Origin of the sequence: Parabacteroides caeci, from assembly GCF_023656795.1 — a bacterium.
Lineage (GTDB): Bacteria > Bacteroidota > Bacteroidia > Bacteroidales > Tannerellaceae > Parabacteroides > Parabacteroides segnis.
On sequence record NZ_JAMOKT010000067.1, the window covers coordinates 17,989 to 37,090 of the forward strand.

At 45.9% G+C, this 19,102-nt stretch carries 12 protein-coding genes and 1 pseudogene; 11 read left to right on the forward strand and 2 right to left on the reverse strand.

The window, feature by feature from the left end; translation table 11 throughout:
• Positions 1-355 precede the first annotated feature (355 nt).
• The 8 genes from NBH15_RS24110 (at position 356) to NBH15_RS24145 (ending at position 14,313) form a co-directional block, all read left to right on the forward strand.
• Complete coding sequence (locus NBH15_RS24110; protein ID WP_250823749.1) at positions 356-2,578, forward strand: alpha-N-acetylglucosaminidase; 2,223 nt, start codon at positions 356-358, stop codon at positions 2,576-2,578.
• Positions 2,559-5,246, forward strand: a complete 2,688-nt coding sequence (locus tag NBH15_RS24115; protein ID WP_250823750.1) for a glycoside hydrolase domain-containing protein — start codon at positions 2,559-2,561, stop codon at positions 5,244-5,246. The genes NBH15_RS24110 and NBH15_RS24115 overlap by 20 nt, the downstream gene beginning before the upstream one ends.
• A 139-nt stretch (positions 5,247-5,385) precedes the next feature.
• Entirely contained in the window at positions 5,386-6,252 is an 867-nt protein-coding gene (locus tag NBH15_RS24120; protein WP_128135214.1) for an AraC family transcriptional regulator, read from the forward strand.
• A 136-nt stretch (positions 6,253-6,388) separates the two neighbouring features.
• Positions 6,389-7,087 carry an RraA family protein gene (locus NBH15_RS24125; RefSeq protein WP_233567479.1) on the forward strand — a complete coding sequence of 233 codons (699 nt, stop codon included), beginning with the start codon at positions 6,389-6,391 and terminating at the stop codon, positions 7,085-7,087.
• A 17-nt stretch (positions 7,088-7,104) separates the two neighbouring features.
• Positions 7,105-8,274 carry a mandelate racemase/muconate lactonizing enzyme family protein gene (locus tag NBH15_RS24130; protein WP_048317495.1) on the forward strand — a complete coding sequence of 390 codons (1,170 nt, stop codon included), beginning with the start codon at positions 7,105-7,107 and terminating at the stop codon, positions 8,272-8,274.
• A gap of 4 nt (positions 8,275-8,278) precedes the next feature.
• Positions 8,279-9,073, forward strand: a complete 795-nt coding sequence (locus tag NBH15_RS24135) for an SDR family NAD(P)-dependent oxidoreductase (protein ID WP_128135213.1) — start codon at positions 8,279-8,281, stop codon at positions 9,071-9,073.
• Between the two features lie 252 nt (positions 9,074-9,325).
• Positions 9,326-10,879, forward strand: a complete 1,554-nt coding sequence (locus NBH15_RS24140; RefSeq protein ID WP_250823751.1) for a sodium/sugar symporter — start codon at positions 9,326-9,328, stop codon at positions 10,877-10,879.
• Positions 10,880-11,334: 455 nt separating this feature from the next.
• Positions 11,335-14,313: a glycoside hydrolase family 2 protein gene (locus tag NBH15_RS24145; protein ID WP_250823752.1), complete on the forward strand. Its 2,979-nt coding sequence runs from the start codon at positions 11,335-11,337 to the stop codon at positions 14,311-14,313.
• Positions 14,314-14,358: 45 nt separating this feature from the next.
• Here NBH15_RS24145 and msrC read toward each other — a convergent pair whose 3' ends face one another.
• Positions 14,359-14,826 carry a free L-methionine (R)-S-oxide reductase MsrC gene (gene msrC / locus NBH15_RS24150; RefSeq protein ID WP_250823753.1) on the reverse strand — a complete coding sequence of 156 codons (468 nt, stop codon included), beginning with the start codon at positions 14,824-14,826 and terminating at the stop codon, positions 14,359-14,361.
• A 75-nt stretch (positions 14,827-14,901) separates the two neighbouring features.
• On the opposite strand from msrC, the gene NBH15_RS24155 reads away from it, so the two are divergent.
• The 3 genes from NBH15_RS24155 to NBH15_RS24165 all read left to right on the forward strand — a co-directional run bounded on the left by NBH15_RS24155 (position 14,902) and on the right by NBH15_RS24165 (position 17,890).
• Positions 14,902-16,257 carry an MATE family efflux transporter gene (locus NBH15_RS24155; protein WP_186960361.1) on the forward strand — a complete coding sequence of 452 codons (1,356 nt, stop codon included), beginning with the start codon at positions 14,902-14,904 and terminating at the stop codon, positions 16,255-16,257.
• Between the two features lie 46 nt (positions 16,258-16,303).
• The gene (locus tag NBH15_RS24160) at positions 16,304-16,945 is read left to right on the forward strand and encodes a cytidylate kinase-like family protein (RefSeq protein ID WP_250823754.1); all 642 of its coding nucleotides are present in this window, start codon (positions 16,304-16,306) and stop codon (positions 16,943-16,945) included.
• Between the two features lie 174 nt (positions 16,946-17,119).
• Positions 17,120-17,890 (forward strand): sulfide-dependent adenosine diphosphate thiazole synthase, encoded by a 771-nt coding sequence (locus tag NBH15_RS24165; protein WP_007653384.1) that lies wholly within the window; start codon positions 17,120-17,122, stop codon positions 17,888-17,890.
• Positions 17,891-17,983: 93 nt separating this feature from the next.
• Here the strand turns inward: NBH15_RS24165 and NBH15_RS24170 are convergent.
• Positions 17,984-18,948, reverse strand: a pseudogene (locus NBH15_RS24170) (hypothetical protein).
• Between the last annotated feature and the right edge of the window lie 154 nt (positions 18,949-19,102).

Genomic DNA, 19,102 nt, shown 5'->3' on the forward strand with positions numbered 1-19,102 from the left:
AGGACTTTTAATTACGAAATAAGGGACTTTTGAATTCAAAGGTCCCTTATTTTTTTCAGAGATATTTATCTTGTTAAAATAGTATTAATACTTCGGTAAACTTTTACTGAAACTTTAAAATTGAACATTAGAACGGCTTAGAAGAAAATCAGTGGGGATAGACATATAAGTTAGGCTTCCCCGATTTTCTAGTGGCAGTTTTTGATGAAAAAACTCCTCTCTCTCTGTTTATTTCTCATCTTTCAGTTTTCAGGCATCTGTAGAACGTATAAAGTAAGTTTATTTGCGTATCCTTATAGGGTAAACGGGCTTTTCTACGTCTAGTAATATATAAATAATTATTAAGATTTATACCATGAGAATTGTAAGTAAAGTATTTTTGCTTTTTTGTTTTTTATCTCTGATGTCTTGTCAGAAAGACCCGCAGATACAGGCTGCTTATGACTTGATCGAACGTATTACTCCAGGTTATAGTCAACAGTTTAGTCTGGAACTGATAGAGTCGGAGAACGGGAACGATGTCTATGAAGTGGCCGGGGAAAACGGCAAGGTTGTGTTGCGGGGGAACAATACGGTATCGTTGGCAACAGCTTATAACCAGTATCTGAAATATCATTGTAAGGCCCATGTCTCCTGGTTTGGCGATCAGTTGAATTTACCGGCGACATTGCCTGTTCCGGCAGAGAAGACACACCGGATAATTAACGGTAAGTATCGTGTCTATTTTAATTATTGTACGTTGAGCTATACCGGTGCCTGGTGGGATTGGGAACGTTGGCAGCGTGAGATCGACTATATGGCTATGAATTCGATCAATACACCTTTGTCGGTTGTCGGTTTGGAAGGTGTTTGGTATAATACACTGCTTCGTTTCGGTTTTACGGATGAGGAAGCACGTTCTTATCTGGTCGATCCTGCCCATTTTGCCTGGCAGTGGATGCCTAATATCGAAAGCTTTGGCGGACCGCTGCCGAAATCATGGATCGATTCGCATATTGCTTTGGGTAAACAAGTGGTAAACCGTCAGTTGGAATTAGGCATGACACCGATACAACAAGGTTTTTCCGGTGCTGTACCTCGTAAGATGATGGAAAAGTTTCCGGAGGCAAAGATACAGAAACAACCGGATTGGTATGGATTTGAAGGTATCTGCCAGTTAGATCCGCTGGATCCGTTGTTTACGGAACTGGGAAAAACTTTTCTGGAAGAGGAACAGAAATTATATGGAACCTACGGACTCTATGCTGCCGATCCTTTCCATGAAAGCAAGCCGCCTGTGGATACACCTGAATATCTGAATGCGGTAGGAGCTTCTATCCATAAATTGATGAAGACGTTCGATCCGGAGGCGTTGTGGGTGATGCAAGCCTGGAGTTTCCGGAAAGATATTGCATCCGTTGTACCGAAACATGATTTACTCGTATTGAGCCTGAACGGTGCGTTAGGGGGAAAAGATCATTTTTGCAACCATGATTTTGTTGTAGGTAATCTGCATAATTTTGGTGGGCGTGTCAATCTTCACGGAGATTTGCCGCTGGTATCATCCAATCAGTTTATGAAAGCTAAACAGGAAACGCCGAATGTGGTAGGCTCCGGTTTGTTCATGGAGTCGATCGGGCAGAATCCCGTATTCTATGAGTTGGCATTTGAAATGCCGGTCCATCAGGATTCGGTGAAGCTGGAAGAATGGTTGAATAAATATGCGGAACGTCGTTATGGCGCATTTTCGGATGCCGCCAATAAGGCTTGGGAGTTATTGCTGGCTGGTCCTTATCGGGCCGGAACGAATGGAGTCGAGTCCAGTTCGATCATCTGTGCCCGTCCTGCTGTGGATGTAAAGAAGTCGGGGCCGAATGCCGGTTTTAATATTCCTTATGATCCGCAATCATTGATAGAAGCTGAAGTATGTTTATTACAGGATGCGGAACAATTGAAAGGATCTGGACCTTATCGTTTCGATATTGTAGATGTACAGCGTCAGATTATGTCCAACCTGGGACAGGAAATACATAAAAAAGCTGCCGAGGCATTTAAGAAAAAGGATAAAGAGGCATTTGCTCTGCATTCCGGACGTTTCCTCGAGTTATTAAAAGATGTAGATCTCTTGCTTCGTACCCGTACAGAGTTTAACTTTGACCAGTGGTTGACTGATGCACGTGCCTGGGGAACGACCGATGAAGAACGCAATTTGTTTGAAAAGAATGCCTCTTCACTGGTGACTATCTGGGGCGGACAGGTCGATGTTCGTCAATTCGATTACTCATGGCGTGAATGGACCGGTTTGATCGAAGGATATTATCTGCAACGTTGGAAACAGTTCTATAATATGTTGCAGGGACATCTCGATAACGGAACGATTTACAGGGAGGAAGATGCAAAGATGGATTTAGGCCGTCAGGCTTTCCGTGCGAATGAGTTTTATGATTCGTTGGCTGACTGGGAGTTGGCTTTCGTTGATCGTCCGGGTAAGGCCCGTACTCCGGTAACGGAAGGAGACGAAGTGGCTGTTGCCCGTCGAATGTTGGACAAATACAAACAATTATCAAAAGAATACTACAATGTTGAGAAAACAAATTAAGTACCTGATGGTGTATTCGCTTCTGGCCCTGCCTTGTGTTATGCAGGCGCAGGATGATGTAACGAATGCCTTCGATGACTTGAAAAGACAGGGTACGGTGAATGAGCAGGACTCGGAAATGCGCCGTGTGGCTTCATCTGATGCGGTGAAGAGGTTGATACAAGAAAACCCGGAAGCCGGTTACTTCTGTTTTACGGAAGACCGGGAACACGATATCCGTATGACGGATGCAATCCCTGTGCGTTGGGTGGAACGGTCGGTTGATTCGCGGACAAAGTTCCGGGGCGATTGTCTTCCGGGTGAGTTCTATACCTGGCAGGTAGGAATCTTCGCTCCGTATGAAACCTTGTCGGACGTATCTGTTATCTTCTCTGACTGGAAGAATGAAAAGGGGAATAAGATTCCGGCTTCTGCTTTCCGTTGTTTTAACCTGGGAGGGATTGATACGAATGGCAAATCTTTTAAAAAGACGGTGAATGTTTCCAAAGGAAATGTGCAGGCATTATGGATCGGTTCCGATGTACCTGTAACGGCAAGCGGCGTTTATAAAGGAAAAGTTACGATCAAAGCTGCTGATGCCAAACCGGTAGAGATCGCATGTGAATTGACCGTACAAGGTTCTCCCATCGCCAACCACGGAGATAACGAAGGATGGAGGAAAACCCGCCTGCGCTGGTTGGATTCTTCCATCGGTAACGCCGATGAACCGACGGCTCCGTATGTCCCGGTTCAATTACAGAAACAAACGATTTCCTGGTTGGGAGGAACGATGGAGCTGTCGAAAGAGGGCCTTCCTCAATCCCTTTCTACCCGTTATGATCAGAGTAACCAGTTGAACGATCAGAGCAATACTCCCGTTCTGGCAGGAGAAATGCGGTTCGTGATAGAAACGGAGAATGGCGAAGAAGTGCTGAAACCCGGTTCCCTGCGGATCACCGGACAGAATAATGCGTCGGTAAACTGGATAGCTACCCGGAAGAACCGTAATTTTGAAGTACAGTGTTCCGGTAAATTCGGTTTCGATGGTCTGGTCGATTATCAGATACAGGTGAAATCCCTGGGAGACGTGAAAGTAAAGGATATCCGCCTGGAAGTACCTTATACTTCGTATGCTGCCAAATATATGATGGGATTGGGACATAAAGGTGGTTTCCGTCCGGATTCTGTAATTAACTGGCAATGGAATGTCGACAAACATCAGGATAAGATCTGGATGGGAAATATAAATGCCGGTCTGAACTTCTGCTTCAAAGATGAAAACTATGTCCGCCCGCTGGTGAATATCTATTATGGTTTAGGTAAACTAAACCTGCCTGCTTCGTGGGGAAATGCCAATAAGGGCGGTATCGACATTCTGCCCGATAAAGACGGTACAGTCCTGATGACGGCCTATAGTGGTGAACGGACTATGCAGAAAGGTGATGTTCTTCATTATAATTTCAATATGTTGGTTACTCCGGTGAAACCGCTTAACTTGAAAGAACTGGCAGAAAAACGTTTCTACCATTCCAACAGCGATGTGAGTGCCGGTTATATCCCTGCTGCATTGGAAGCAGGTGCCAATATGATTAATATCCATCATAAGAAAGATGTATATCCGTTCATTAACTATCCTTATTATGATGAGGCAGTTCCTGATTTGAAACGTTTTATCTCGGATGCACACAGCAAAGATCTGGATGTCCGGCTTTATTATACGACCCGTGAGTTGACGGTGAAGATTCCGGAGTTATGGGCGTTACGTAGCCTGGGTGGTGAAGTGATCCATGACGGTCCCGGAAAGGATGCCCGTACGCTGATTCATCGGAACGGTCCTCACGAATGGTTGAACAAGAACCTGACGACTCATTTCATTCCGGCTTGGTATAATGCTTTTAATGAAGGTAAATATGCCGGCGATATGGATATCTCGGTTATTACTACCCCTGATTCCCGCTGGAACAATTACTATCTGGAAGGTTTGGATTGGATGATAAAGAACCTGGGACTGGATGGTGTTTATATAGATGACAGTGCTCTGGACCATCAGACATTGCAACGTGCCCGCCGTATTATGGATGCCGACGGAAAGCGCCGGCTGATAGATATCCATTCCTGGAACCATATGAACCAGTGGGCCGGTTATGCCAATTCACTGCATCTGTATCTGGAACTGTTACCTTATGTGGATCGTACCTGGATCGGTGAAGGTTTCCCTGCAAGCAATACACTGGATTTCTGGCTGGTGGAAATGTCCGGTATTCCTTTCGGCTTGATGAGTGAGACGCTGGATGCCCGGAACCTATTCAGAGGGATGGTTTACGGAATGCTTCCCCGTTTGCCGTGGAGTGGAAATCCTGTTCCGCTTTGGAAACTTTGGGATGATTTTGGCATGAAGAATGCACAGATGAGAGGCTATTGGGACGAACGTTGTCCGGTGAAAACGGATAATAAGGACATCCCGGCTACTGTTTATGTGAATGGTGATAAAGCGCTGGTGGTACTGGCAAACTGGACGGATATGCCTCAGACGGCTAAAATCACACTGGATGAGGAGTTGCTCGGATTCAAACCATCTTCTTATATCTTACCTGAGATTAGAAATACACAATGGGAAGGAAAACTGTCTTCCTTGAAGCAATGTGAGATTATGGGAAGAGGCGGAATGATTATTTTACTGGAAAAATAAAGGAATATACAGGGTTGTTCCGATTTGTATAAGTTAAAGGGCTGAAAGATACCATTTCGGTCCTTCTTTTTTCTTCGAAGTGTAAAATCCGGTACTGTCTTTTCTCTATCTTTGCTTCAGAACAAGGGAAAGGAATATCATGGATAACAAGACAACAGAACAGTCTCTTTGGGGACTTTTAGAGGGGATAACGGAGAATCTAAAATATAAACGTCTGGCAGATGTCTTTCGTTTCGTCTCTTTCCAGCCGTTTGAAACATTCGGTCCTCACCAGCATTTGCGCATCGAGATCAACTATGTAAAGAAAGGCAACTGCATCCTTCATCTGGAAAACGAAAGTATCAGTTTCAATGAGAACGAGATGATGATTATCTGTTCGAATGTGGAACATACCTTTGAAGCAGGCTCGGAAGGAACGACACTGATGCAGCTGGAATTTCTACCGGAGATATTCTCCCGTTTCAATCCGCATGCACAGGATGAGACAGGCGAGCTGACTCCCGTAACGATCTTTTCGGAAGAGAACCATCTGATTAAAATCGTGAATAATGTCCGTATCATGCGGGCTGTCCAGCGCATTGTAAACGAGATGAACCTGAAAAATAAATACTATCAATACCTGGTGGTGATGTACTATGCGGAACTGCTGATTCTTATCTATCGTTATATGGATGAATCTTACTTGCCGATTTGTACAAATGAGTCGCTGAAAAAGGCAATTTCCTATATTCGTATGAATTATCAGACCGATATATCCATCAGTGATGTGGCCGGGCAGACCGGAGTAGGCGAACGGTACCTCCGTAAACTGTTTGCACAACACTTGAATCTTTCCCCGCTGGATTATCTGAATCAGATCCGTATTAACAAAGCGATTGAATTGTTGCGCAATACGGAGATGTCGATTAAAGAAATCTGTTTTATCTGTGGGTTCAAATCACCGCAATACTTTTCAAGGGTCTTTAAACAGCAGATGGGGATCACGCCGCGGGAAGTTACCAAGTAGTTTCCGTTTTGTACACATTTTCTTCGTAAAAGGTCCTTCCTGCATACGTTGAGATATGAATTTCGGGCTGACTTTTTGTATACTCGGGCTAACTTTGTGATCAGTAATCATTGAATAATTTATACTGATAAACTATATGGATATGAAAGAATGGAATGATGATAAAGCTCTGTTCTCTTTGATAAAGGAGGAGCTTTATACCGCAGTAATCGGTGACATAATGGATAAGATGGGATATACCCGTCAGTTCCTTCCTCCGCAGATTCGTCCGCTTCGTGATGATATGCTGGTGGTAGGGCGTGCTATGACCGTGCTGGAGGCTGATGTGCTGGAACATGGTAAAGAGTGCGGAGAAAATCCGTTGCTGAAACGCTCTTTCGGGTTGATGCTTGAAGCGTTGGATGACTTGAAGGAAGATGAAGTGTATGTTTGCTCCGGTTCGTCTCCCTGTTATGCTTTATGGGGAGAGTTGATGAGTGCCCGTGCTATCCAGTGTAAAGCGGCAGGCGCAGTGGTCAATGGGTATTCCCGTGATACAAAAGGTATTTTGGCGCTCGACTTTCCTTGTTTTTCTTACGGACCTTATGCACAGGACCAGGCGCCGAGAGGAAAAGTAATTGATTATCGTGTGCCTATCGAAATGGATGGTGTGCGGATTAATGATGGCGATGTGCTGGTAGGAGATATCGACGGTGTGTGTGTCGTACCCCGCAGCATTGAAGAAGAAGTCTTTACCCGCGCCCTTGAAAAAGCCCGCGGCGAGCGTATGGTATTAAAGAAAATTCAGGAAGGAATGAAAGCACGTGATGCTTTCGATCAGTTTGGTATAATGTAATTAAATCGGAATAGACAATGAAAATCACAGATGTTAAAGTATGGTTGGTACAAGGTATCAAATACAACTGGACGCTACTTAAAATATATACAGACGAAGGCTACACCGGTGTCGGTGAAGCAACTAACTGGCCCGGGAGCCCGATCGTTTTCGAGGCTGCCAAACATGTGGGGCAGCGTATCATCGGCCTCGATCCGATGAAAACGGATTTTATCTGGACAAAACTTTATCGTGACCTGAACTGGATCGGCCCGTATGGAGCCAGCCTGTGTGCTATCAGCGGTATCGACATGGCCTTACTGGACCTGAAGGCGAAAGTGTTGGGTGTTCCCTGTTATGAATTGCTGGGAGGTGCTTATCGTAAAGATATTCTGTTGTATGCAAACTATTGGTTTACCGGTGGTGGCCATAATGCAAAAGATTATACGGAGCAGGCCCTGAAAGTAAAAGAGGCAGGATTCACCGGATTGAAATTCGACCCGTTTGCACATACCAATTATTTCTATGGCGAAGACCTGGCCTCAAATCTGACTTTGACAGCCGAGCAACAGGACCTGGCTTTCGATGTATCGAAAGCTGTCCGCGACGCGGTTGGACCGGAGTTCGATATTATGATCGAGACGCATGCCATGCTGAACTACCGTGTGGCAGTGAAGATGGCCGAACGGTTGGCAAAGCTGGATATCACCTGGTATGAGGAACCTGCCGGCCCCGAAAGTTCCCAGACTTTGCGGGCTATGCGTGAACGTATCCCTTCGGATGTGGCCATCTGTGTGGGAGAACGCCATTATACCCGTTTCGGTATTCGTTCTTTGCTGGAAAAACATGTCTGTGACGTGATTATGCCGGATATTACCCGTTGCGGAGGCCCTTCGGAAATGAAACGGATGGCTACGATGGCGGAAGCCTATAATGTGCTGATTGCACCTCACAATCCGAACGGGCCGTTATCGACACTGGCTTCTTCGCATGTGTGTGCTGCGATACCGAATTTTTTCCGTCAGGAGTTTATGTTCAACGATGTTCCCTGGAGAGATACGGTGATCGACCATCCGATTGCCGAAATGGTTTACGACGGTCATCTGCATCTGTCCAATCGTCCCGGCTTAGGCGTCGACCTGGTGGAAGAGGAGATGGAGAAACATCCGGGTATTATTACGAACGCTCCCGATAACTTCTATATTTAAGCGTATGAGTTTTATAATAGACTATACAGATAAAGTGGTGCTTGTTACCGGTGTATCATCCGGCATAGGATTGGGTACGGCTATCGAGTTTGCAAAGGCCGGCGCCCATGTTGCCGGATGTTCCCGGAAAGAGCCCGGTGATACATGTGCGGTTGCCTTCCGGAAAGCCGTAGAGGCAGAGGGGGTACGGGCTTTATACAGGCAGGCAGATGTGACCTGTCCGGAAGACCTGGAAGCGCTGGTTCGGGAAACGGTCGATACTTTCGGGCGAATAGATATCCTGGTCTCCAGTGCCGGAGTGAATGTTTTTGAGGGAGCCGAGGGGTGTACCGAAGAGCGTTGGCAGTATAACCTGGATTTGAATCTGGCTTCCCATTGGCGGTTGTCAAAGTTGTGTAAACCTTATCTCGAAAAGAGTGGGGAGGGCGTTATTCTGTTGATGACTTCCAACCATGCGTTCGGTACGATACCCGGATGTTTCCCGTATAGCGTTACCAAGACGGCGATAACAGGACTGGTGCGTAACCTGGCAATTGAATGGGGGCCAGCCATCCGTACGGTCGGTGTAGCACCCGGTTTTATTGATACGGCGGGCAACGATACCTGGTTTGACTCTTTTCCGGATGCGGAGCAAGAACGTCGGAGAACGATTAACCTGCACCCGGTTAAACGGATTGGCACGGTGGACGAAGTGGGCGCACTTTGTGTCTATCTGGCATCTCCCAAAGCCCGGTTTATCAGTGGAACGACGATTCTGATGGATGGAGGACGTTCGGCCTTGATGCAGGATGAATTTTAAATGATATTGGAGTGAAGCATATAAAAACATCCCATTAAAAATGCCTCATTAATCAGAACGGCATTTTCCGGGATTATCCATAATGTCTAACTAATTAGTGAGGCATTTTCCGGAATGGTCAATAATGCCTATTTGATTAGAAAGGCAATATAATAGATGGTTAATAATGCCTTTTTAATTAGCGAGGCATTTTTAGGGGAAGTCTTCGATCTTATTTTCAGAAAAAGATATAGAACATTAAATATTGATACCATGAATACTATAGACCTGGTCATTTTTATCGCCTACTGTGCCCTGATCCTGTTCGTCGGCCTGTTTGTCTCCCGGAAGAAAAAAGGGGAAGAACGGGATGCCGGCGATTATTTCCTGGCGGGGCGCGGACTGGCCTGGTGGGCAATCGGTGCTTCGATTATTGCTTCTAATATTTCGGCGGAGCAGTTTGTCGGCATGTCCGGTTCCGGTTATGCAATCGGGCTGGCAATGGCTACTTACGAATGGATTGCGGCACTGGGATTGATTATCGTCGCCAAATACTTTATTCCGATATTCCTCGAAAAGAAGATATTTACCATGCCCCAGTTTCTGGAGGAACGCTTCGATAAACGGGTCAAGACTGTTATGGCTGTTTTCTGGCTGGCTGTTTTCATCTTTATCAACCTGACTTCCATCCTTTACCTCGGTGCACTGACGATCGAAAAGGTGATGGGTGTCCCTATGATTTGGGGCATTGTCGGACTGGCGGCTTTTGCCGGAATTTATTCCATTTATGGCGGACTGAAGGCGGTGGCGCTGACCGATGTCATCCAGGTGGTATTCCTTATAGGCGGAGGATTGATAACCACTTATATCGCATTGAATATGCTGGGTGGCGGAGAAGGTATATGGCAGGGAGTCACGAATCTTTATACACAGGCGGAAGATAAATTTCATCTGATTCTCGACAAGTCGCATCCGAGCTATAAGGATTTGCCGGGTATCTCTGTTATTGTCGGCGGACTGTGGGTTGCTAACCTTTATTACTGGGGATGCAACCAGTACATCATCCAGCGTGCTTTGGCGGCCAAATCGGTAGGAGAGGCACAGAACGGTATGTTGTTTGCCGGGTTTATCAAACTGCTGGTTCCTCTGTTGGTGGTGATTCCGGGGATTGCGGCCTTTGCCCTGAATGCCCCGTTGGAGAAGTCGGACGAGGCTTATCCGTGGTTGCTCAGCAATCTGCTGCCTGTGGGAGTGAAAGGGATCGCTTTTGCAGCACTGACAGCGGCCATTGTCAGTTCGCTGGCCTCGATGATGAATAGTATTTCAACTATTTTCACGATGGATATTTACCGCTCTTATTTCAGGAAGGATGCTGGACAGAAGGAGTTGGTGTTGACCGGGAGATGGGCCAGCTTCGGGTCGTTGCTGATTGCGGTATCGATTGCTCCGATGTTGTCGGGGCTGGACCAGGCGTTTCAATATATCCAGGAGTTCACCGGCTTTATCAGTCCGGGGGCATTGGCTATTTTCCTGGCGGGGTTCTTCTATAAGCGGGCGACGGCAAACGGGGCATTGGCTGCGGCTCTCAGTTCGTTTGTGTTTTCTACGCTGATGAAATTCCTTTGTCCCGAATTACCCTGGCTGGACCGTATGGGGATTGTCTTTCTGCTTTGTTGCGGCTTGATTGTCCTGTTGGGCAGCGGCAAACAGATGAATGAGGAATATACCACCCATCGTCCCGGTTTGTTCCGTACCAGCCGGCTGTTTAATGTGATGTCATTGATTGTCATTGCCATATTGGTGACGTTTTATTGCCTTTGGTGGTGAAGAAAATAATGAGCCAATGTGGCAATATGCCAATGTGCCAATTTAGAAATAATTGAACTATCTGTTTATTGACTGGTTGTACCTGTCTCCCCTCTTGAGAGGGGGTAGGGGGTGTGTTAAAGCCAGTCAATAAAACAAGCCTTGTTACAGGTTTATTTGCCGTCTGCTTCAGCTGACGGATTAGTCAAGGGGTTATCTCATTGGACTTTAGTCCCATTTCTTACAGGTTTCTATCTAGGAGAAATGTGGCTGAAGCCAAAAGAGAGAAACAACTTGTAAACCGTCAGCTGAAGCAGACGGCAAATGAACCTGTAATAGTCAAGTGACTCTGATTATGGTGGTTGTATAGGCGGGAATATGACACACCCCCTTCCCCCTCTCAAGAGGGGAGCCAGTTACAACCAGTTGCTATAAACAAACACTCATTTCTGATAATAATTGTAATAACATATAATATGAAAAAGATCTTATTACTTATGGCTTCCTGTTGCTTTATCGGGCAGGGGAGTATGGCTGCCGGTTTGCAGGCTTTGCCGATAGAAGCATCCTATATCATACCTGCTGAAGTAGAGGGAATGAGTTCGTCCTCCCTGCTGTTAAATGGCGATTGGCAATTCCGTTTCGCCCCGCAGGGTAAATGGAATACCGTTCAGGTTCCGGGAGAACTGGCTATGCAGGGATATGCTATCGAACATGATACGCCTTATCTTTATCGTAAATCATTTACCCTTCCGGCCGATTATAAAGGGAAACGGGTCATTCTTCGTTTCGACGGGGTATATAGCCACGCGGTCCTTTCGGTGAACGGGAAACAGGTGCGTGAACATCATGGCGGTTTTACCCGTTGGGAGACAGATGTGACGGAATTTGTACGGCCGGGAAAAAAGAATGAGATACAGCTTGAAATAACCGACCGCATCGATGATATCTCCTATGCTTCGGGGTATGCCCATCATCCGATTGGCGGTATTCTTCGGGATGTAACGGTTTTCGCTTTGCCGGAAACCTGTTTCTACGATTTTGCGGCGGAGACTCATCTCGATTCGTTATACCGGGATGCCGTGCTGAAAGTATCCTATACCGGCAGGACGGCGGGAAATGCCGAAGTGGTCTACAGCCTGACCGACCCCGCAGGTCGGCAGGTCCCTTTGTCACAAAGTATTTTTATATTGAAAGAAGACGGAAACAGTAATGAACTCCCCGTCCGCAATCCGTTGAAATGGGATGCCGAACATCCGAACCTCTATACATTAACAGTTGCGCTTCGAGTGGAAGGTAAGGAAATCAGCCGCTTCAGTCAGCAGATTGGTTTCCGTGACGTGAAGATTGTAAAAGACCGTATGCTGGTGAACGGCCTTCCCGTTAAGCTGCGCGGAGCCTGCCGCCACGATATCCATCCGACGCTGGGGCGTACTACAACTGCTGAACTGGACAGCCTGGACGCCCTCCGTTTCAAGCAATCGAATATGAACTTCGTGCGTACTTCGCATTATCCGCCCTCTGAACGTTTCCTTCATTTCTGCGACCGTTTCGGTATCTATGTGGAGAGCGAAACGGCCGTCTGCTTTGTCGATACATACCGCCAGAAGAACTATGCTCCCGGCAGGACGCAGGACAGTGCGGAGTTTGCTCCCCGTTATTTGTCACAATGCCGTGAGATGGTGAAGGCATTCCGTTCGCATCCATCCGTCCTGTTCTGGTCGATTGGAAACGAGAGTGTGTACGGAAAGAATTTTCAGGATTGCTGGGATTGGGTGAAAGCGACGGATACGACGCGCCCGGTCATTTTCAGTTATCCCGGTTCGGTGGGCGAGAAGAAGCCGATATATGATATTCTCAGCATGCATTATCAGGATGTGGATGGCAATCTGAATCAATGGGGACGTGCGACGCGTAATTACCAGGGGCACGGCATCCCGGCTTTGTTCGATGAATGGGCGCACCCGGCTTGCTATACCTATAAGACTTTACAGGATGACCCGAACATCCGTGAGTTCTGGGGAATCTCTATCGATAAGATGTGGAGCGGCCTGTTTGATGCCCCCGGAGGTTTGGGCGGTGCGATTTGGGGATATATCGACGAAACGTTCATGCTGCCCGAACCGAAGATGGGTACTTCTTTCTGGAAGGAATTTGCCCGTACAGCCAAGCCGGAAGATTTCCAGGGCAACTGTGTCGGTTACGGTGAATGGGGAATTGTCGATGTCTGGCGCCGTGAGAAACCGGAGTTCTGGGCAACCAAGAAAGCCTATTCGCCTGTCCGCCTGCTGACGGAACAAGTGGGTGACTATACGACGGGCGAACGTCTGTTGCTTCCCGTTTACAACCGCTTCGACCATACTGACCTGAATGAAATAAAAGTGCGCTATACATATAAAGGAATAGAGAAAGAGACGCAGACAGCATCCATCGCACCGCATCAGAAAGGAGTCCTGATTATCCCTGCTGAAAACTGGGAAGAGGGAAGCGAACTTCTTATCCGTTTCTTTACTGCCGGTGGGGATTTAATAGATGCTTCACTTGTGACGCTGGGACAGCCGGCGATTACTTTGCCACAGTCGCGCCGCAATGGTCCGCTTCTGGTTGAGGAAAATGCCGACCGTATTGTCGTGAAAGGCGAAGGCTTCGAAATTCCTTTCTGCAAAGAAACGGGCCTGATCTGTAACGCTACGGTCGACGGACAGGTATTCATCGAAAAAGGCCCTTTCCTGAATCTGGATATCAACCTGAATCATCTGACCGGGGCTGAAGTCCGTAAAAGCGCCACCAAGTTCCTGACAGCCGATGCGGATTGGAGAAAACAGAGTATTACGTATATGAAGCAGGGTAAAAATGTACAGGTTATATTGAAGGGCCGTTATAACGATGTCGATACCGATATCCGTCTGTTGATTTCCCCGGAAGGTCGTATGGAAATCAATTACCTGACAAACGGGCAGCCTAACGGTTTCCTGCGTGAAACGGGACTTTCGTTCTATCTTCCCGAAACAATGGAGCAACTAAAATGGAAACGCCGCGGACATTGGAGTTATTATCCGGCCGGAGAGTTTGCCGGCAATGAGGGGGAGACTTCTCTCTATAACCCGAATCAGGTGGCGTACGGCGAACGTCCGCAACAACCCTGGCAAATGGATACTCATAATTATTATTACTGGGCTGATGCCGGAGCGAATTGCGATCGTCCGCTTACCCAAATGGCAAAGGGCATGAAGGAGAACATCTATTATTATACGTTGAACGCCGGTAATCCGTCCATCGGCCTGTCGGTTGTTTCACCGGATGCCTCCGTTGCCTGCCGCTCCAATAAGCGTGCCGACGGACAACTGATCCTGTATGTCAATAACCGTTGGGATTACCCGGAAATAGCCTGGGGAAACTATTGTAAGACACTCGAAGCTAACCCTTGTTTTGGTAAAATAGAGATCATCTTTTAAACTCGTTTGTAAGAGGTGGTTTTAACCACCTCTTATTTTTTTATATCAAAGCAACCCGCATATCCTTTCCAGATAGCTTGCATCGACTTCATCGAAACTATCCAGCTTATCGCTGTCTATATCGAGAACCGCCATGACTTTCCCCTCGCGGATCACCGGAACCACAATCTCTGACCTGGAAGCTGAGTTGCAGGCTATATGTCCGGGAAACTGTTCTACATCCGGAACAATCAGGGTCTTTGCTTCTTTCCATGCCGTACCACAAACACCTTTGCCGTGCCGGATGCGGGTACAGGCAATCGGTCCCTGAAAAGGGGCGAGCACCAGCATATCTTCTTTTACCACGTAAAAACCTACCCAAAAGAAATCGAACATCTGTTTCAAGGCTGCGGCAACATTCGCCATATTGGCTGTCATGTCTGTTTCACCGGCCAGCAACGCTTCTATCTGGGGGAACAACGTCCGGTATTGTTGTTCTTTGTCTCCCTCCGCTATGATTAAATTCTCTGCCATATTTAATTTATTATAGGAAAACAAAGGTAAAAATTAATCGTAAATATCCGTACCTTTGCGCATCAATTGATTTTTATGACAAAACAAAACTCTCCTTTGGTACTGGGTACCGAACGTATCGGAAAACTGCTTACGCAGTATGCTATTCCGGCAATTATAGCCATGACCGCTTCTTCGCTTTATAACATGGCTGATAGTATTTTTATAGGACATGGGGTAGGACCGCTGGCTATTTCGGGTCTGGCTCTGACATTTCCGTTGATGAACCTGGCGGCAGCTTTCGGTTCGCTGGTTGGTGTCGGTGCTTCTACATTAGTCTCGGTAAAGCTGGGACAGAAGGATTATGAAGGAGCCAACCAGGTGTTGGGGAATGTGCTTGTCCTGAATGTACTGCTCGGGGTGGCTTTTACCTTTGTCTTTTTGCTCTTGCTCGACCCTATTCTTTATTTCTTCGGAGCCAGTGAAAATACGATAGGGTATGCCCGCGATTACATGCAGATTATTTTATATGGGAATGTGATAACCCATATGTATCTGGGATTGAATGCGGTGTTGCGCTCGTCCGGATTTCCCAAACAGGCTATGTATGCTACCCTGGCTTCTGTGGTGATAAACTGTATCTTGAATCCGATTTTTATCTTTGGCTTTGAGTGGGGAATCAAGGGTTCTGCATGGGCGACAGTCATTTCGCAGGTAATCTCCTTGACGGGACAGATGATTCATTTTTCAAGTCCGAAACAGTTGCTCCATTTTAAGAAAGGGATTTATAAACTGAGGAAAGAGGTGGTGAAGGGTATTCTGTATATCGGGATGTCGCCTTTTTTGATGAATCTTTGTTCCTGTCTGATTGTTATCCTGATCAACCGCGGTTTGAAAGAACATGGGGGAGACATGGCGATTGGTGCTTATGGTATCGTAAACCGCATTATCTTCCTGTTTGTAATGATTATTATGGGCTTCAACCAGGGGATGCAACCTATTGCCGGATATAATTTCGGTGCCCGTTTATATCCTCGTGTAACGGAAGTAACCAAGCTGACGATGAAGTGGGCAATCGGAGTGGCAACGGCGGGTTTCCTGCTCTGCCAGTTATTCCCGACCCTGATCGTGAATATGTTTACAACCGATGACGAACTGGTGAAAGCGGCCGTGTTCGGTCTTCATATCGTATTTGCCGTTTTCCCGATAGTCGGTTTTCAGATGGTGGCAACGAACTTCTTCCTTTCGATTGGTATGTCGAAGAAGGCTATATTCCTGTCGCTTACCCGGCAAATGCTGTTTCTGATTCCTTGTTTGATTGTCCTTCCCCGCTTCTTCGGTACGCTGGGAGTCTGGATCAGTATGCCGGTTGCCGATACGATTGCGACAGTCGTTACGGCAATTGTTCTGATTAATCAGTTCAAGAAGTTTAAACATGAATCACCTAACTAAAAAAAATATTGTATATTTATCGCAAGATAATAAAATCGGTTAGTATATGGATAACAAAATCATATTGACCATCGGTCGGCAGTTTGGCAGTGGTGGTCGTGAAATAGGGAAAAAACTGGCTCAGGCATTGGGCATCGGTTATTATGATAAGGAGTTGATGGCGGTGGCCGCCAAGGAAAGCGGATTGAGCGAAGAGTTCTTCGAAAAGGCGGACGAACGTGCTTCGAGCGGACTGGCGTATGCTTTTACTATGGGATATTCCTATATGGGGATGTTCACTCCTTATAATGACATTCTTTCCAACGATGGACTGTTTAAATTCCAGAGTGACGCAATCCGTAAGTTGGCATCGGAGCAGTCGTGCGTGCTGGTGGGCCGTTGTGCCGATTATATCTTGCGCGATGATCCGGATTGTCTTAGTTTTTTTATCCATAATAATATGGAAAACCGTATCCAGCGCATCCTCGAAAGCCAGAATATCACTGTCGAACAAGCAAAGGAACTGATGGCGAAGACCGATAAATCGCGTGCAGCCTACTATAACTATTATACGAATAAAGAATGGGGTGTAGCCTCTTCCTATAATTTCTCTATCGACGTATCCGTATTGGGTGTAGACGAGACTGTCGAGTTCATGAAAGCATTTGTTGAACGGAAAATGAATAAGCGTCCGCCACATTTCGGATAATTTACTATCTTTGTCGTCGACTTATCATAGGGGTGCCTTAATACACAGGCTGAGATTATACCCATAGAACCTGCCCGGGTAATGCCGTGAAGGGAGAATCGGTAGAATTGCTAAATAAAGGAGAGCTTTAACCTCTATGTGCTCTCCGATGTTTAAACTCTAATTATTATTGTAATGGAACAGATCGTTTCAACAGGAATTATTGACTCTTATTTTGCAAAACTGAAGAGCAACTTATCAATTGATGTGGCTATTGTTGGTGGTGGCCCTTCCGGTATCGTTGCAGCTTATTATCTGGCTAAAGCCGGAAAGAAAGTCGCTCTTTTCGACCGTAAACTGGCTCCGGGAGGAGGCATGTGGGGCGGTGCCATGATGTTTAATGATATTGTCGTACAGGAAGAAGCCATGCCGATTGTGAAGGAGCTGGGCGTTTCTTATCATGATGCCGGCAATGGTACTTATATTATGGATTCGGTTCATACTACTTCTGCATTGATCTATCAGGCAACAAAAGCCGGCGCTACTATTTTTAACTGCTATTCTGTGGAAGATGTGGTATTCCACAACGATGCAGTAGCCGGTGTGGTAGTTAACTGGGCTCCGGTAATCCGTGAAGGTATGCATGTAGACCCGCTGACTATTATGGCAAAAGCCGTATTGGAAGGAACAGGACACGACTGCGAAGTGGCACGTACTGTTGCCCGCAAAAACGATATCAGACTGAATACTCCGACCGGCGGTGTAATCGGCGAACGTTCATTAAACGTTGAGTTGGGTGAACAGACAACGGTAGAAAATACAAAAGAAATCTATCCGGGACTGTTTGTTTCAGGTATGGCAGCCAACGGTGTAAGTGGTAGCTTCCGTATGGGACCGATTTTCGGCGGTATGCTGATGAGCGGTAAGAAAGCGGCAGAACTGATCTGTGCAAAACTGGATAAATAAGATTATCTGATATACATGAAAAGAAAGGACGGTCATCTTTTTACAGATTTCCGTCCTTTCTTCATATAGTAACATAAAAACTCATACTTCCTATTACATCTTCTCTACAAGTTCCCGTTGTTTTTTGAAAAACTGTATACGCTGCATTTCTCCGCTTTCGGAGATCATGGTAGAAAACTTACGCAAGGATTGAATCCATTCTTTCAGGTTCTTACACATCTCTTTGTCTCTCGATGTGATCGAGTTGATCGAAAAGATCCGGATCAGGCTTAATTGCAAACTGGATGTTTCCACAAAACTGTATGTGGCTTCGAAGTTTATGTTGGATATATATATATATGTATATCCTTGCCTGAGTCAAATTTACCTCTGGAAGCGATTGTCTCCAGGTCGTCCAATAGCCGGAGGAGTTCTTCCTGTAGTTTGGTTACTTCCTCTTCCGTGATTAAATGAATGCTGGCGAAATATTTAATATCGTTCACCAGGTAGTTAAACATCATGCTGTCCCATATATAGTTTGTTGTCTGTATATATGTACTGGCTTCTACGAATGCCTTTTGGGCATGTTTGAGTTCTTCGGATAAATTTAATTCTGAAAAATATTTTACACAATTAACTTTTTCATTCTGGTACATCCATTTAAATAACCGAAATTTAGACAAGCTATCGTATTTCAGATAATAAGTCTGTGGTATCATATTTGAGGCTGTGCTTAACTCCGAAGTCGGATCGTCGCGTAGAGACTCAAACAATTCAAGATAGTGGTCAAGGATTTTGTAATACGTTTTGATAGGATCTGAATAATGTAAAAGATTCAGGTCGAACATAGCGTTATTAGTATAGCTTATACCCACGATCTGGTCAAGTGAAACTCCCAGTTTCTTTGAAATGATGGAAGCCTCATTGAGGGTGAAGGGAACCTCGCCGCGTAATCTTCTGTATACGGCCTCTTTTCCTATGTAGAGAATATCCATCAGGGTATTCGCTAAATTAACCCCATCTGGTATTTTCTCTTTCATTACCTCGATCAGATTTGTATTTAATACATCTGTATTCATTTCCAATTCTCCCTTTTAAATAATATATATGTTCACTAGTGTCCCGTTAAAATCGGGACGAGTTATTAATTAATCAAATAATCCCGGAATAAGGGGATTAAATTGTTCTTTGACATCATTGAAATTAGTCTTATTAAACAGCTCTTGTAAATGC